This is a genomic window from uncultured Sphingomonas sp., assembly GCF_964235535.1.
GTDB lineage: Bacteria > Pseudomonadota > Alphaproteobacteria > Sphingomonadales > Sphingomonadaceae > Sphingomonas.
The window spans coordinates 16,423-29,225 of record NZ_CAXSBH010000035.1; the positions used below are offsets into that span (position 1 = coordinate 16,423).

The window sequence follows — 12,803 nt, forward strand, 5'->3', positions numbered from 1 at the left end:
ATCGCTCTGTTAGCTTAAGCTGCTGCTGCGATCACAAAGTGTGCGAATAAAGCCGCACCATCGTCGAGATCACCTACGATATCTAGTACTTGGCCTGTCATTGCGTGTGTCGTCGGGATGCAGCCGCGTTAAGCCCTCAATGACTCCGTCCCGTCCGTCACATGCCTCGCCCTAGCTAAAACATTATCCCGTGTAGTCCTGGTGTAATCATGCCGGGAAATTGGCGGTAAATGCGGGAATCAGCGGGATAGAGTGATAAGGCCCGACCCGTCCTAAGGCTTTGTTTCAAGGCGTCTTAGGGCAGGTTCGGGTACTTTGCGCTAGTCGACTGTAAATCTGCCCGTGCAAGCGTACGCTGGTTCGAATCCAGCCCTGTCCACCAAGGCTCGCTGCGCGAGCCCTGGCGAGCAAGAAGCAGCGAGCCGGCCGGGGTCGCTGAAGCGACGTCCGACGACGCGGCTTTGCCGCGGTGCCGCCGGCCTTTCCCAGCAGTTCCGGCCAGCAAGGAAAGCGGGACCCCGGGTCAAGCCCGGGGTGACGAGGGCAGGGAGGCGCTAACGATGCTCGCTTGGCCGCCCATATCTTGGCCATGACCGAGCTTTCCCTCGCCGTGGTCGGCATCGACTTTCCCAACCCGGACAAATCCCGCTCCAACCGGCGGTTTGAGATCGCGTTGTGCCGCCCCGGCGACCCTGTGGAGCTGCGCCCGGAGCCCAAGAACCCCGCCGATCCGCGCGCGGTGGCGGTGCATAGCGAGCGGGGCATCCGCATCGGTTACGTCACCGCCGAGCGCTGCGGCCTGATCGGCAAATGGCTGCGCGATGGGGAGGAGTGCCGGGCGGTGTTCCAGGAGGCGGGGCGAACCCACGCGGTGGTCCGCGCGCGCTTCGGCGGCGGCGAGCCGACGCTGCCGACGCGAGGGGAAGCCGCGGAGCCGGACGAGTACGCGCAGCCCGACTGGGACGACGGATAGCCGGCTATTTTCTTTGCCGTTCAAGGGGAACGCCCGGCTCGGTCGGGTGGTTAGCCCTCCCGAATGCTTAACGGGAGCCCAGCATGAGCGAGCCGTCCCCACGCCCGGCCGATAGTGGCCCGGCCGCCACCTCCAAGCGCGACGCCGCCGGCGAAACCGCGGCCGGCGTACCCGAAGCCAAGGGCAAGAGCGCCACCGTGCAGGCGGTGACGATCGCCAAGCCCGTCAGCGAGATATACGGCTATTTCCGCAACTTCGCCAACTTGCCGACCTTCATGGAGAACGTCGTCTCGATCGACGTGAAGGACGACAAGCTGTCGCATTGGGTGGTCAAGGCCCCGGCGGGTCAGACGGTCGAGTGGGACGCGCGCGTGACCGACGAGCAGGTCGACAAGTTCATCGCCTGGACGAGCGAGCCGGGCGCAAGCGTCGCCAATAGCGGGCGCATCGATTTCCGTGACGCCGGGCGACGGGGCACGGTGGTGTCGCTCACCATTCTCTACGCCCCGCCAGGCGGGATCATCAGCAAGCTGATCGCCAAGATGTTCCAGCGCGAGCCCGCCATCCAGGCGCGCCGCGACCTCGCCCGGTTCAAGCAGCTAATGGAGACGGGCGAGATCGCCACCTCCGCGATGAACCGTGCACAGTATGAAGAGGAGATGGCCTGATGCGCGCGCTCACTTGGCACGGCAAGCACGATGTCCGCATGGAGACGGTCGACGACCCCGAGATCGTCAACCAGCGCGACTGCATCATCAAGGTGACGTCCACCGCGATCTGCGGGTCGGACCTCCATCTGTACGACCATTACATCCCGACCATGCAGGCGGGCGATATCCTAGGCCATGAGTTCATGGGCGAGGTGGTCGAGGTTGGGCCCAAATCGACGCTGAAAAAGGGTCAGCGCGTGGTGGTGCCGTTCGTGATCGCCTGCGGCTCGTGCTATCACTGCTCCAAGTCGCAATATTCGGGCTGTCCCAATGGGTTGCCAGCGGACAATCAAGATATCGGCCGCGAGGGTTACGGCCACGAGACGGCAGCGCTGTTCGGGTACAGCCACCTGACGGGCGGTTACGCGGGCGGGCAGGCGGAGTATGTGCGCGTGCCATTCAGCGACGTCGGCCCGATCGTCATCCCCGACGGGGTGGCGGACGACAAGGTGCTGTTCCTGTCGGACATCCTGCCGACCGGGTGGATGGCGGCGGACAACGCGCAGATCGAGCCGGGCGATACCGTCGCGGTCTGGGGCTGCGGACCGGTGGGGCTGTTCGCGGTCCAGTCGGCGTTCCTGATGGGCGCGGAGCGGGTGATCGCGATCGACCACTTCCCGGCCCGGCTGGAACTGGCGAAGCGATTCGGCGCGGAGACGATCAATTTCGAGGAGACCGCGACCTACGACGCGTTGATGGAGATGACGGGCGGGATCGGGCCGGATGCGTGCATCGACTGCGTGGGGCTGGAGGCGCACGGCGCGTTCTTCGACAACATCGTCGACCAGATCAAGGCGTCGACGTTCCTGGGCACCGACCGGATCCATGCGATCCGCCAGGCGATCATCGCGTGCCGCAAGGGCGGGCGCGTGTCGATGCCCGCCGTCTATGGCGGCCTGGTGGATAAATTCCCGCTCGGCGCGCTGATGGAGAAGGGGCTGACGCTCAAGACGGGGCAGACGCACGTCCAGCATTATATGCCCGCGCTTCTCCATGCGATCATGGAGAACAAGATCGACACCGAGTTCATGATCTCGCACCGGATGGACCTGGAACACGCGCCCGCAGGCTACAAGGCGTTCCACGACCGCCAGAACGAGTACACCAAGATCGTGCTCAAGCCGGGCACGGGTTTGCCCGCCTGACCCTTCGGATTGCAGGAGAGATAAAATGGCCGACAAGTTCGCGATCATCACCGGCGCGTCGACGGGCATCGGGTTCGAGCTGGCGACGCTCGCCGCCAAGGACGGGTACGACATCCTCGTCGTCGCCGACGAGCCGCTGATCGACGCTGCCGCGCAGGACTTCAAGCAGTTCGGGACGCAGGTGAGCTCGGTCATGGCCGATCTGTCGACGATCCAGGGCGTCGACCAACTGCTGGGCGCCGCGAACGGACGGCGGGTGGACCTGCTGTGCGCCAATGCCGGCCACGGGCTGGGACACGCGTTCCTCGACCAGCAGGTGAAGGACTGGCGGCACGTGATCGACACCAACATCGTCGGCACGATCTATCTGGTGCAGCGCGTCCTGAAGGACATGGTTGCGCGCGACGAGGGCAAGCTGCTCGTGACGGGGTCGATCGCGGGCTACATGCCGGGCAGCTTCCACGCGGTCTATAACGGTACCAAGGCGTTCGTGGACAGCTTCGTCGCGGCGATCAAAAACGAGGTGAAGGAGTCGAAGGGCGTCACGATCACCAACCTGATGCCGGGACCGGTGGATACGGAGTTCTTCGCGCGCGGCGACATGCTGGACACGTCCGTCGGGGCGGACCCGAACAAGCGGGATCCGGCGCTGGTGGCCAAGGACGGCTGGGACGCGTTGATGGCGGGGAAGGCTTCGGTGTTTTCCGGGCTGAAGACGAAGGTGCAGGGGGTGCTGGCGAACGTGATTCCGAATGCGGTGTTGGCGGAGCAGCATCGCGGGATGGCGGAGCCGGGCTCGGCGAAGGACGGCTAGCGTCACCCTGGCGCTAGGCTCGTCCAAGCGCGGCCGGCGACCGTGCGGGTTCGCCGCGCGTTTCGTCCGACGACGCGGCTTTGCCGCGGCGCTGTGCCGGTGGGTTGGCACCCGGCAAGGCAGAGGCTTGGATTGCCGATGAAGAGAGAGGCACGGCGAAGCCGCGCCGTCGGCCAAGTCGTGAGGCGTGGCCTCACGCTTGCCGGCCGCGCTTGCGCGAGTCCTGCGTCAGCTCCGCTGGCGCAAGCCGCGCGGCGCGGAGCGGGTGAAGGGAATCGAACCCTCGTCATAAGCTTGGAAGGCTTCTGCTCTACCATTGAGCTACACCCGCGTGGCTCCACGGATAGCCAAGCGTTTCCAACCACGCAAGCTTCACCGGCCGCTTACCATTCCACCCTAACCGCCGACGAATGTTCCAGCCGCACGCGATCCGTCCCGACCTCGCCGATCCCCGGCCACCCTCCGCGGTCGGTCACGGCGTCGGAGTGGCGGGGCTGGCGGGGGTCGCTGCCTGGATCGCGGTCGCCAAGTTCCACCATCTCGACGGGCCGTACTCCGCGCTCGTCAACCTGCTCGCCTGCGCGGTGCCGATGGTGCTTTGGTCGCTGCTGGTCGACAAGGTCCACCTTCGTCCCTCGACGGGAGTCGACTGGGCCACCTCGCGACCCTGGCGGGAAACCCTCGACGATAGCCTGACCAAGCTGGCCGGGCTGTGGGCGACCTGGGCCGGGATCGCGCTGATCTACGCGACCGGTCGCTTTTATTGGCGGGGCGACTTCCAGTTCGCGATGTGGTGCTTCACCGCCGTCGCGCCGGCGCTGTTTGCGCTGTCGGTGCCGTACGTGCTGTGGATCGACCGTCGCCTCGTCCAACGCCGCGACGGAGCGCATGCGCTTGGGAGCTGGCTCATAGGCCAGCCGCACGACCCCGAGCTGATCTACGCGCATCTGCGCGCTTGGGGCGTGAAGGCGTTCTTCCTCGCCTTTATGCTCGCGATCGCACCGGCCGGGTTCGGCGACCTGATCCGCGCCGATTGGCATGGCTCCCTGGCCGATCCGGTCGCGCTGTCGCGGCTGCTGATCACCGTCATGTTCGTGATCGACGTGGCATTCGCGAGCGTCGGCTATATCCTGACGATGCGCCCGCTCGACGCGCATATCCGCTCGGCCAACCCGTACGCGGCGGCGTGGATGGCGGCGCTGATGTGCTACCCGCCCTTTCTCCTGATGTCGGCGGGCGGGCCGCTCGATTACCATCCGGGCACGTTGGACTGGGTCTACTGGCTCGGCGATCAGCCTTGGGCGCGGGCGGCGATCGGGGCCGCGCTGGTGGGGCTGACCGCGATCTATGCTTGGGCGACGGTCGCGTTCGGGCTACGCTTCTCGAACCTCACCCACCGCGGCATCCTGACGCACGGGCCGTATGCCTGGTCGCGGCATCCCGCCTACCTGTCGAAGAACCTGTTCTGGTGGCTGTCGACGCTGCCGATCCTGTCCACCGCCGGGCTGGTCGAGGGCGCGCGCGCCACATTGCTGCTCGCGGCGGTCGGCGGGGTGTATTATTGGCGCGCGCGAACCGAGGAGCGGCATCTGCGCGCCGACCCGGCCTATGCCGAGTACCATGCCTGGATGACGCGGAACGGGGCGGTGCCGCGGTTCTTCGGGTGGGTGCGAGGGAAGGAGTAAGCCCCACCTCTTCAGGGGAGGGGTTTGGGGAGGGGAAGGCCGGTTGTGAGTGTGGCCTGCCGCGCTCACTGCTCAAGCCGCGTTCTCCTCCCCAAACCCCTCCTCTAAAGAGGAGGGGTTTTTCGGTCAGAAACTCTCTTCTTCGTAGACCCGGCTCACATCGCCGTTCCACGCGCCGTGATAACGGTCGAGCATGCGCTCGGCGTGCGTCTTGCCCGACCGCACGACCTCGCGCAGCGGATCCAGGAAGCCCGTCTCGTCCTCGCCCGCGGCGTTGGCGCGCGCGCGTGCCTTCAGCCCGGCATGCGCGATGTCGAGCACCTCGCCCGCGATGTCGCGGAGCTTGCCCCCGCCGGGCAGCGGGGCATCGAGCGCTCGGGCAGGCACCGCGTCGCGGAGCGTCTGACGCTCGTCGAGCGACCAGTCCTTCACCAAGTCCCATGCCGCGTCGAGCGCGCCCTGGTCGTACAACAGCCCGACCCAGAGCGCGGGCAGGGCGCAGATGCGGTTCCACGGACCGCCGTCGGCGCCGCGCATCTCCAGGAAGGATTTCAGCCGCACTTCGGGAAAGGCGGTAGAGAGGTGGTTGGTCCAGTCCTCGATCGTCGGGAGTTCGCCCGGCAGGATCGACAGTTCGCCGCGCAGGAAATCGCGGAAGCTCAGCCCCGCTGCGTCGAGATAGCGGCCATCGCGGCAAACGAAGTACATCGGTACGTCGAGGGCGTAGTCGCAATAGCGTTCGTAGCCGAACCCGTCCTCGAACACGAAGGGCAGCATGCCCGTGCGGTGCGGGTCGGTATCCGACCAGATATGGCTGCGGTAGGACAGCATGCCGTTCGGCTTCCCCTCGGTGAAAGGCGAGTTGGCGAACAGCGCGGTCGCGAGCGGCTGGAGCGCGAGGCCGACGCGGAACTTCTTGGCCATGTCGGCCTCGGACACATAGTCGAGATTGACTTGAATGGTGCAGGTACGCAGCATCATGTCGAGGCCCATCGATCCCACGCGCGGCATGTGATCGAGCATGATCTTGTAGCGGCCCTTGGGCATGCGCGGCAGCTGGCTACGCGCCTTGTCGGGCCACATGCCAAGGCCGAGGAAGCCCAGGCCGAGCTTGTCACCCGCCGCCTTGACCTGGGCGAGGTGCCGGCCCGTCTCCGCGCAGGTTTGGTGCAGCGTCTCGAGCGGCGCGCCCGACAGCTCGAATTGGCCCGCGGGCTCGAGTGTCACCGACCCGTCCGGGCCGCTCATCGCGATCACGCGGCCGTCCTCCTCGACGGGACTCCAGCCGAACTCGGTCAGCGCCAGCAGGAGGTCGCGGATGCCGCCGGGTTCGTCGTAGGACGGCGCGCGCCAAGAAACATCGGGATCTGCGGTGCGGTAAACGAACTTCTCGTGCTCCGTCCCGATCCGCCACCGCTCGGGCGGCTTTTCGCCGCGCGCGAAGGTCTCGATGAGCTGGGTCCGCGACTCGATGGCCGGCGAGCGCGTGTCGGTGCCTGTGTCCGTCTTGGTCGTCATCACGCGCGCTTTACGCGCGGGCGTCGGGGCGGGCTAGAGGGCGTGGCGCGGGCGAGCAACAGCCCGGTGCAGGCCGCGAAGGATACGAGCACCGGCGAGATCACGTATATGTAGCGCACCACCGGTTGGAACGGGCTGATCATCACCGCCACGGTCAGCACGTAGATCGCGGGGTAGAGGGCGGCCATGCCGAAACGGGACATCGCGACCAACATGCCGATCAAGCCGAAAACCCCGGTCGCTTGGGCGAGCGGCGTCCTCAACCACGCGATCCTCGATATGCCCGAGGGGTCGAACTTCCAATCACTCGGAACGAACATCTCGCGGAAATTGCCGGCGGCCTTCTTGATCGCGGTTCCGGGATGCCCCCTCATCCAGTCGACGGCCTCCCGTCCAAGCGAGTTGGAATATTCCAACTCGCCTACCTTGCGCAGCCTGCGATAGGCCTCGTCGCTGATCGACGGATGGATCCGGGCGATGCGCGAGAGATAGGCCTGGTGCTCATCGCTCACGTCTTCGGCGCCCGGGTAGTTGCTCAACGCCAGCTCCAGGCCTGCGTTGCTGCGCAGCGGGACGAAAGCACCCAGCGCGTCGGCGTTCCTGATCGCCCATGGCGTGACCAGAACAGCGATCATCGCGGCGCCGCTTCCCGCCGCCGCCAGCGTCGCGCCCACGGATAGATGACGGAAGGCGAACAAGGCCATGCACGCGATCACGCCCACCCCCATCGCCGGGTTGATGAAGAAGATCGCGCCGCCGATCGCCGCCACCGCGATGGCGGGTCGCGGCGACCGCTCGTCGATTTCGACGAGCCGGAGCAGCCGGTCCAGGAACAGGGCGACGGCGAACGTGGCCAGCCCGCCCTCCCAGACGCGAAAGTCGACCGCCTCCTGGTTGATATAGGTGGGCGCGAGGCACCCCCACGCGAAGGCGAAGAGGCGTAGCGGCCGCGGCACGCCGATGCGGCCGAATGCCCGGTACAGCAGGAGGTGCGTGCCGAGCGCCAGCCCGATCGACCAGATGGCGAGTACCGCCTCGCTCAGGAACGACTTGACGCCCAGGGCGGCGTAGACTCCGCCCGCGAGGACCGGAGTGACGGGGGTTAGATGCGCGGTGGGTCCGGCGCCCGTCCGATACGCGTCGGCGAAGCCGCGACCCTCGGCGATCGCCGCCGCGACGTTGAACGCCTCGGCCTCCGCGCCGGTGGTCGCCCGTAGGCCGTTCCAGAGCACGCGCTCGGCCAGGCCCAGGACCAAGACCGCCAGCATGAACCAGCGGGTGCGATTCATCCGGACGCGCAACCACTCCATACGGCCGCCCTTTATCTTACGCGCGGATCGTCAGAATACTTTGCCGAGGACGCGCTGCGCGTGCCGTTTCGCCTGGTGGAACAGGACCCGGCGCGCGTTGACCGGCTCGCCTCCGTAGGTGCCGGAGCGCTTGGCGCCGGTCGCGACGTCCCATGGCTGGCGGAAATAGGTGTAGCCCGCCAGAAGGTCGGTACCCATCGGCGTCACGTAGGCGCAATCCTCGAAGAAATAGTGCGTGACCTGCGAGAAGCGGGTCCGTCCCTTGTCGAGGATCGGCGAGCCGCCATGGAGAAGGTTGGCGGCCCAGATCAGCGCCTGACCCTTGCGGATATGCGCGAACTCGGGCTCGAACCCCTGATCCTCGACCAGCCGCTCGATCGCGGGCTCATAGACGCTTTCGTAGAAGCCGTAGATCGAATTGCCCGCGGTGCGAACGTCGCGCGCGCCCAGTTCGCCGAGGTCGAAATGGTGAAGCCGGTGCGATCCCGGATAATATTGCAGCGGCCCGTTATCGGCGTCGACGTCTTCCAGGGCGACCCAAACGCCCGCCATGAAGCCGCGCGGCAGCGAGTCGAAATGCACCGTGTCGCTATGCGTCTTCTGCTGCGTCCCCACGTTGAAATTGAGCGTCTGGAAGGGAAAGGCCTTGCGGCCGTACAGCAGCTCGAGCACCTTCAGGATGCGCGGGTGCGTGGCGATCGCCTTTACCGCGTCCGATTGCCGCCACGCGTCCTGGACGCGCTGCCGTTCATTATACTTGCCGTCAAGGTCGCCCAAGGCGCGGTCGGCGACGGCGTCGAACTCGTCGACCTGCGGATCGAAGACGACATAGCCCTTGGTCGCGAACTCGCGCAGCAGCGCCAGGTCGGCCGCGTCGTACTCCGCAGCCAGCTTTTCGAAGTTAGGGCTGAGATAGAGCGGAACGGGGTTCATCGGGGTCCTCTCAGGTGGGCCGGCGGCCGCCCAACCCATGCCCGCGCGACCGAGGCGAGGTCAAGCGTCGCCCGTTCGCCAGTCGCCGGCAACGGCCATCCAGATCGATAAGGCGGCCGCCGCGGCGGTGTCGGCGCGTAGGATGCGGGGGCCAAGGGCGATGGCGACCGCTTGGGGGAGCGCGCGGATCGCTTCGCGTTCGGCGTCGTCGAAGCCTCCTTCGGGCCCGATCAGGATCGCGGCGGGGCCGGCGCGGGCGCTCATCGCGGCGGCGGCGGGCTCGCCGCCGGCCTCGTCGGCGAAGAACAGCGTGCGCTCGGACGGCCAGCCGCGGAGGAGGGCGGCGAGCTTGACCGGTTCGGCGAGCTCGGGAAGCGCGGTGCGGTCGCATTGCTCGGCGGCCTCGATCATGTGCGCGCGGAGCCGATCGGTGTTGGGCTTGTCCACGACCGCGCGGCGGGTGAGGACGGGCACGAGCCGCGCGACGCCGAGTTCGCACGCCTTTTCCGCCATCCAGTCGACGCGGCCCTTCTTGAGCGGCGCGGCGCAGAGCCATAGGTCTGGTACCGGCTCGCGCGGGCGGAGCAGCGTCGTGAGCCGGACGTCGAGGTCGCGCTTGTTCGTCGCGTCGACGACGGCAAGCCACTCGCCGGTGCGGTCGTCGAACAGCTTGACCGCGTCGCCGACTTTCAGCCGCATGACCGACAGCAGGTAATGCGCGGACGGGCCGTCGATGCGGCGTGGGCCTCGGTGGAGCTCCTCGTCGACGAACAGGCGGGGGGTGGAGCGGGGCGGCCAGGCCGGGGTGGCCGCCATCAGCGCCGCCCCAACCTCGCCGAAGCCCGCGTCCGCCACAGCTTGCGCCCGACCGTCCAAGCGCAGGCCAGCCCCAGGGCGCTCACGATCGCCACCGCCGCGATGCCGCCCGCGACGCGCAGGATGGCCCAGAACAGCGCCTCGATGAAGCGCCCGATCGCGACCGACAGCCCGATCATGTGGTCAGCGGACCCGAGTCCATTCCTGCGTCTTGCAGCCAAAACCCGCGAACAGGCAGCCCTCCGCCACCAGCGTGTTCCGGTCCACCTGCTCCAGCGATCCTTCGACCGCGCGGCCGAGGTCGGGGACGTACACCTCGCCGTACCAAAGGCCGCCCTCGCCTCGCTCGAGCGCGCGGAACAGGTCGGTGCCGACGAGCCTGGGCGTACCGCCCTGCGCGGCCGCCTGTTGCGCCGCCGGAGCCGCCTGGACCACGCGCCCGCACAGGCCGCGCCCGCAGCGCTGGACGCGGATGCGTACCGTATCGCGCCCGTTGCGCCACACGCCCTCGGGCCCGGCAGCGCGCGGCGCGGCGGGGGCGGAGGTCGCGACGAGTGACGCGAGGAGGAGGGCGGGGAGGAAGCGTTTCATGTCGGGGAACATAGGGCGGGCGAAGGGTAGGGGAAAGCGGTTGCACGACCCCGCCCAACCCCGTCACCCCGGACTTGGTCCGGGGTCCATCGCGGTTCACGCTCGGCCCCGCACAGCGATGGACCCCGGAACAAGTCCGGGGTGACGAAAGGGGTGAGTGGGTGACGATGGGGCTCAGCTGGGGCAGAAGGTTTCCCATGTCCGAACGCACGGTCACTCCCACTACCCCCGACAGCCAGCATCGCGGCCTCGTCGCCCGCCTGCCGCGTCCCCTACGCGGCTTCGCGCTCCTCGCGCGGTTCGATCGGCCGATCGGTTGGTGGCTGCTGTTCTGGCCCGGTGCGTGGGCGGTGGCGCTGGCGGGGCAGGCGGTGGCGCGGTGGGACCTGATCGGCTGGTTGCTGCTCGGCAGCGTCGCGATGCGCGGGGCGGGGTGCGTGTATAACGACATCGTCGACCGCGATCTCGATTCGCGGGTGGCGCGTACCGCCGCTCGGCCGATCCCGAGCGGGCTGGTGTCGGTGCGCGCCGCGTGGGCGTGGCTCGGCGTGCTGTCGCTGGTCGGGCTGGTCGTGTTGCTCCAGCTCCGCCCGCCCGCCGCGCTGGTGGCGGTGGCAAGCCTCGCGCTCGTCGCGCTCTATCCCTTCATGAAGCGGATCACCTGGTGGCCGCAGGCGTGGCTCGGCCTCGTCTTCTCCTGGGGGGCGCTGGTCGGGTGGGTGGAGGCGGCGGACGGCTTCGGCCTCGCGGCGGCGGCGCTGTACGTAGGATCGGTGGCGTGGGTGATCGGGTACGACACGATCTACGCGCTCCAGGACGTGGACGACGACGTGCTGATCGGCGTGCGCTCGTCCGCCCGGGCGCTCGGCGGACGGGTGCGGGGAGGGGTGGCCGCGTTCTACGCTGTCGCGGTCGCCGCTTGGGGCGTCGCGCTGTGGCGGGTGCGCCCTGATCCGCTTGCGCTTGCGGCGCTGCTGCCGGTGGCCGCGCATCTCGGCTGGCAGGTCGGCACGCTCCGCCCGATCGACGGGCGGAACGCGCTCGACCGCTTCCGGAGCAACCGCACGGCGGGGCTGCTGATGTTCCTCGCCTGCCTCGTCGTGGGCACCGCCTGACGGTTGCGCGGTTCCGCGCCCCGGCCTAACCCGCGCGTATGCTGACGCCCGACCAAGCCCGCGACCGCGCCCACGCCATCGTCGAACGCGCCGTAGCGGCGGGCGCGGACGCGGCCGACGCGGTGTTCGCCGCCGATGCCTCGCTCGACGTCTCCGTCCGGCTCGGCGCGCTGGAGGATGTCGGCCGTTCGGAGTCGGGAGAGTTAGGCCTGCGGGTCTTCGTCGGCGCGCGGTCGGCAAGCGTATCGAGCTCCGACCTGTCCGACGAGGCCGTCGCGACGCTGGTCGAGCGCGGGGTGGCGATGGCGCGCGAAGCACCCGAGGACGACTATGCCGGGCTCGCGCCCGCCGAGCGGCTCATGCGCGGGAGCCCGCCGATGCTGGGCCTCGATGACGGGGCTGATCCCGATCCAGAGACGCTGCGCGACCTGGCTCTCGCTGCCGAGGACGCAGCGCGCGCGGTCGCGGGCGTCACCAACAGCGAGGGCGGGTCGGCCAGTGCGTCGCGGTCCGTCTGGGCGCTCGCCACCTCGCACGGCTTCGCGGGTGCGTACGCCGCGACCGGGTACGGCGTGTCGGCCAGCGTGCTCGCGGGGGAGGGCGGGGACATGCAGCGCGACTATGCGCATCACGGCGCGCGCCACCTCGCCCGGCTCGACCCGGCCGACGAGATCGGCCGGTTGGCGGGCGAGCGCGCGGTCCTGCGGCTGAACCCCGGCAAGCTCCCGTCGGGCGAGATGCCGATCGTGTTCGACCCGCGCGTCGGCGCGTCGCTCGTCGGGCATCTCGTCGGCGCGATCGGGGGGCAGGCGATTACCCGGCGGACGAGCTTCCTGCTCGACGCGCTCGGCACGGCGGTGTTCGCGCCCGGCGTGACGATCCGCGACGACCCGCACCGACCGCACGGGCTGCGCTCGCGGCCGTTCGACGGCGAGGGCTTGCCGGTGTCGCCGACCGCCATCGTCGAAGATGGCGTGTTGCAGACCTGGCTGCTCGATTCGGCGTCGGCGCGCCAGCTCGGGCTGGAGCCGACCGGCCATGCCGCGCGCGGTGTCGGCGGAGGTCCCGGCGTGTCGACGAGCAACCTGTTCATGGCGGCGGGCCGTGTACCGCGCGCAACGCTCCTCGCCGACATCGTCGACGGCGTGCTCGTGACCGAACTGATCGGGATGGGCGTCAACGGCGTGACGGGC

At 68.5% G+C, this 12,803-nt stretch carries 13 protein-coding genes and 2 tRNA genes; 8 read left to right on the forward strand and 7 right to left on the reverse strand.

Features of this window, described 5'->3' with window-relative positions; all coding sequences use genetic code 11:
* The first annotated feature begins 298 nt into the window (after positions 1–298).
* The 5 genes from ACFE7F_RS11040 to ACFE7F_RS11060 all read left to right on the forward strand — a co-directional run bounded on the left by ACFE7F_RS11040 (position 299) and on the right by ACFE7F_RS11060 (position 3,642).
* Positions 299–382, forward strand: a tRNA-OTHER gene (locus ACFE7F_RS11040).
* Between the two features lie 207 nt (positions 383–589).
* The gene (locus ACFE7F_RS11045; protein ID WP_375403904.1) at positions 590–973 is read left to right on the forward strand and encodes an HIRAN domain-containing protein; all 384 of its coding nucleotides are present in this window, start codon (positions 590–592) and stop codon (positions 971–973) included.
* A gap of 83 nt (positions 974–1,056) precedes the next feature.
* On the forward strand, positions 1,057–1,641 hold the full coding sequence (locus tag ACFE7F_RS11050; protein ID WP_375403905.1) for an SRPBCC family protein: 585 nt from the start codon (positions 1,057–1,059) through the stop codon (positions 1,639–1,641).
* Positions 1,641–2,828: a zinc-dependent alcohol dehydrogenase gene (locus ACFE7F_RS11055; protein WP_375403906.1), complete on the forward strand. Its 1,188-nt coding sequence runs from the start codon at positions 1,641–1,643 to the stop codon at positions 2,826–2,828. The genes ACFE7F_RS11050 and ACFE7F_RS11055 overlap by 1 nt, the downstream gene beginning before the upstream one ends.
* Before the next feature lie 25 nt (positions 2,829–2,853).
* The gene (locus ACFE7F_RS11060; RefSeq protein WP_375403907.1) at positions 2,854–3,642 is read left to right on the forward strand and encodes an SDR family NAD(P)-dependent oxidoreductase; all 789 of its coding nucleotides are present in this window, start codon (positions 2,854–2,856) and stop codon (positions 3,640–3,642) included.
* Between the two features lie 260 nt (positions 3,643–3,902).
* Here the strand turns inward: ACFE7F_RS11060 and ACFE7F_RS11065 are convergent.
* Positions 3,903–3,973 (reverse strand) — tRNA-Gly (locus ACFE7F_RS11065).
* A gap of 79 nt (positions 3,974–4,052) precedes the next feature.
* On the opposite strand from ACFE7F_RS11065, the gene ACFE7F_RS11070 reads away from it, so the two are divergent.
* Positions 4,053–5,327, forward strand: coding sequence for a methyltransferase family protein (locus tag ACFE7F_RS11070; RefSeq protein WP_375403908.1), 1,275 nt, complete (start codon positions 4,053–4,055; stop codon positions 5,325–5,327).
* 126 nt (positions 5,328–5,453) lie between these two features.
* On the opposite strand, the gene ACFE7F_RS11075 is transcribed toward ACFE7F_RS11070, so the two are convergent.
* The 6 genes from ACFE7F_RS11075 to ACFE7F_RS11100 are packed head-to-tail and all read right to left on the reverse strand — an operon-like array spanning position 5,454 to position 10,495.
* On the reverse strand, positions 5,454–6,845 hold the full coding sequence (locus tag ACFE7F_RS11075) for a glutamate--cysteine ligase (RefSeq protein WP_375403909.1): 1,392 nt from the start codon (positions 6,843–6,845) through the stop codon (positions 5,454–5,456).
* Positions 6,845–8,134, reverse strand: a complete 1,290-nt coding sequence (locus tag ACFE7F_RS11080; protein WP_375403910.1) for a hypothetical protein — start codon at positions 8,132–8,134, stop codon at positions 6,845–6,847. The genes ACFE7F_RS11075 and ACFE7F_RS11080 overlap by 1 nt, the downstream gene beginning before the upstream one ends.
* A 51-nt stretch (positions 8,135–8,185) precedes the next feature.
* A complete protein-coding gene (locus tag ACFE7F_RS11085; protein ID WP_375403911.1) occupies positions 8,186–9,088 on the reverse strand; it encodes a phytanoyl-CoA dioxygenase family protein in 903 nt (300 codons plus the stop codon).
* Between the two features lie 60 nt (positions 9,089–9,148).
* Positions 9,149–9,904 carry a 16S rRNA (uracil(1498)-N(3))-methyltransferase gene (locus tag ACFE7F_RS11090; protein ID WP_375403912.1) on the reverse strand — a complete coding sequence of 252 codons (756 nt, stop codon included), beginning with the start codon at positions 9,902–9,904 and terminating at the stop codon, positions 9,149–9,151.
* On the reverse strand, positions 9,904–10,083 hold the full coding sequence (locus ACFE7F_RS11095) for a hypothetical protein (RefSeq protein WP_375403913.1): 180 nt from the start codon (positions 10,081–10,083) through the stop codon (positions 9,904–9,906). The genes ACFE7F_RS11090 and ACFE7F_RS11095 overlap by 1 nt, the downstream gene beginning before the upstream one ends.
* Positions 10,084–10,087: 4 nt before the next feature.
* Positions 10,088–10,495, reverse strand: a complete 408-nt coding sequence (locus ACFE7F_RS11100; RefSeq protein ID WP_375403914.1) for a DUF2147 domain-containing protein — start codon at positions 10,493–10,495, stop codon at positions 10,088–10,090.
* 197 nt (positions 10,496–10,692) lie between these two features.
* Here ACFE7F_RS11100 and ubiA point away from each other — a divergent pair, with 197 nt between their 5' ends.
* Both ubiA and ACFE7F_RS11110 read left to right on the forward strand, forming a co-directional pair.
* Entirely contained in the window at positions 10,693–11,610 is a 918-nt protein-coding gene (gene ubiA, locus ACFE7F_RS11105; protein WP_375403915.1) for a 4-hydroxybenzoate octaprenyltransferase, read from the forward strand.
* 38 nt (positions 11,611–11,648) lie between these two features.
* Positions 11,649–12,803: TldD/PmbA family protein (locus tag ACFE7F_RS11110; protein WP_375403916.1), on the forward strand; the 1,155-nt coding region annotated here is incomplete at its 3' end.

Bases quoted from the DNA above. Each gene is read 5' to 3' on its own strand.
- ACFE7F_RS11045 (WP_375403904.1), top strand. From the start codon at position 590: ATGACCGAGCTTTCCCTCGCCGTGGTCGGCATCGACTTTCCCAACCCG.
- ACFE7F_RS11050 (WP_375403905.1), top strand. From the start codon at position 1,057: ATGAGCGAGCCGTCCCCACGCCCGGCCGATAGTGGCCCGGCCGCCACC.
- ACFE7F_RS11055 (WP_375403906.1), top strand. From the start codon at position 1,641: ATGCGCGCGCTCACTTGGCACGGCAAGCACGATGTCCGCATGGAGACG.
- ACFE7F_RS11060 (WP_375403907.1), top strand. From the start codon at position 2,854: ATGGCCGACAAGTTCGCGATCATCACCGGCGCGTCGACGGGCATCGGG.
- ACFE7F_RS11070 (WP_375403908.1), top strand. From the start codon at position 4,053: ATGTTCCAGCCGCACGCGATCCGTCCCGACCTCGCCGATCCCCGGCCA.
- ACFE7F_RS11075 (WP_375403909.1), bottom strand. From the start codon at position 6,845: ATGACGACCAAGACGGACACAGGCACCGACACGCGCTCGCCGGCCATC.
- ACFE7F_RS11080 (WP_375403910.1), bottom strand. From the start codon at position 8,134: ATGAATCGCACCCGCTGGTTCATGCTGGCGGTCTTGGTCCTGGGCCTG.
- ACFE7F_RS11085 (WP_375403911.1), bottom strand. From the start codon at position 9,088: ATGAACCCCGTTCCGCTCTATCTCAGCCCTAACTTCGAAAAGCTGGCT.
- ACFE7F_RS11090 (WP_375403912.1), bottom strand. From the start codon at position 9,904: ATGGCGGCCACCCCGGCCTGGCCGCCCCGCTCCACCCCCCGCCTGTTC.
- ACFE7F_RS11095 (WP_375403913.1), bottom strand. From the start codon at position 10,083: ATGATCGGGCTGTCGGTCGCGATCGGGCGCTTCATCGAGGCGCTGTTC.
- ACFE7F_RS11100 (WP_375403914.1), bottom strand. From the start codon at position 10,495: ATGAAACGCTTCCTCCCCGCCCTCCTCCTCGCGTCACTCGTCGCGACC.
- ubiA (WP_375403915.1), top strand. From the start codon at position 10,693: ATGTCCGAACGCACGGTCACTCCCACTACCCCCGACAGCCAGCATCGC.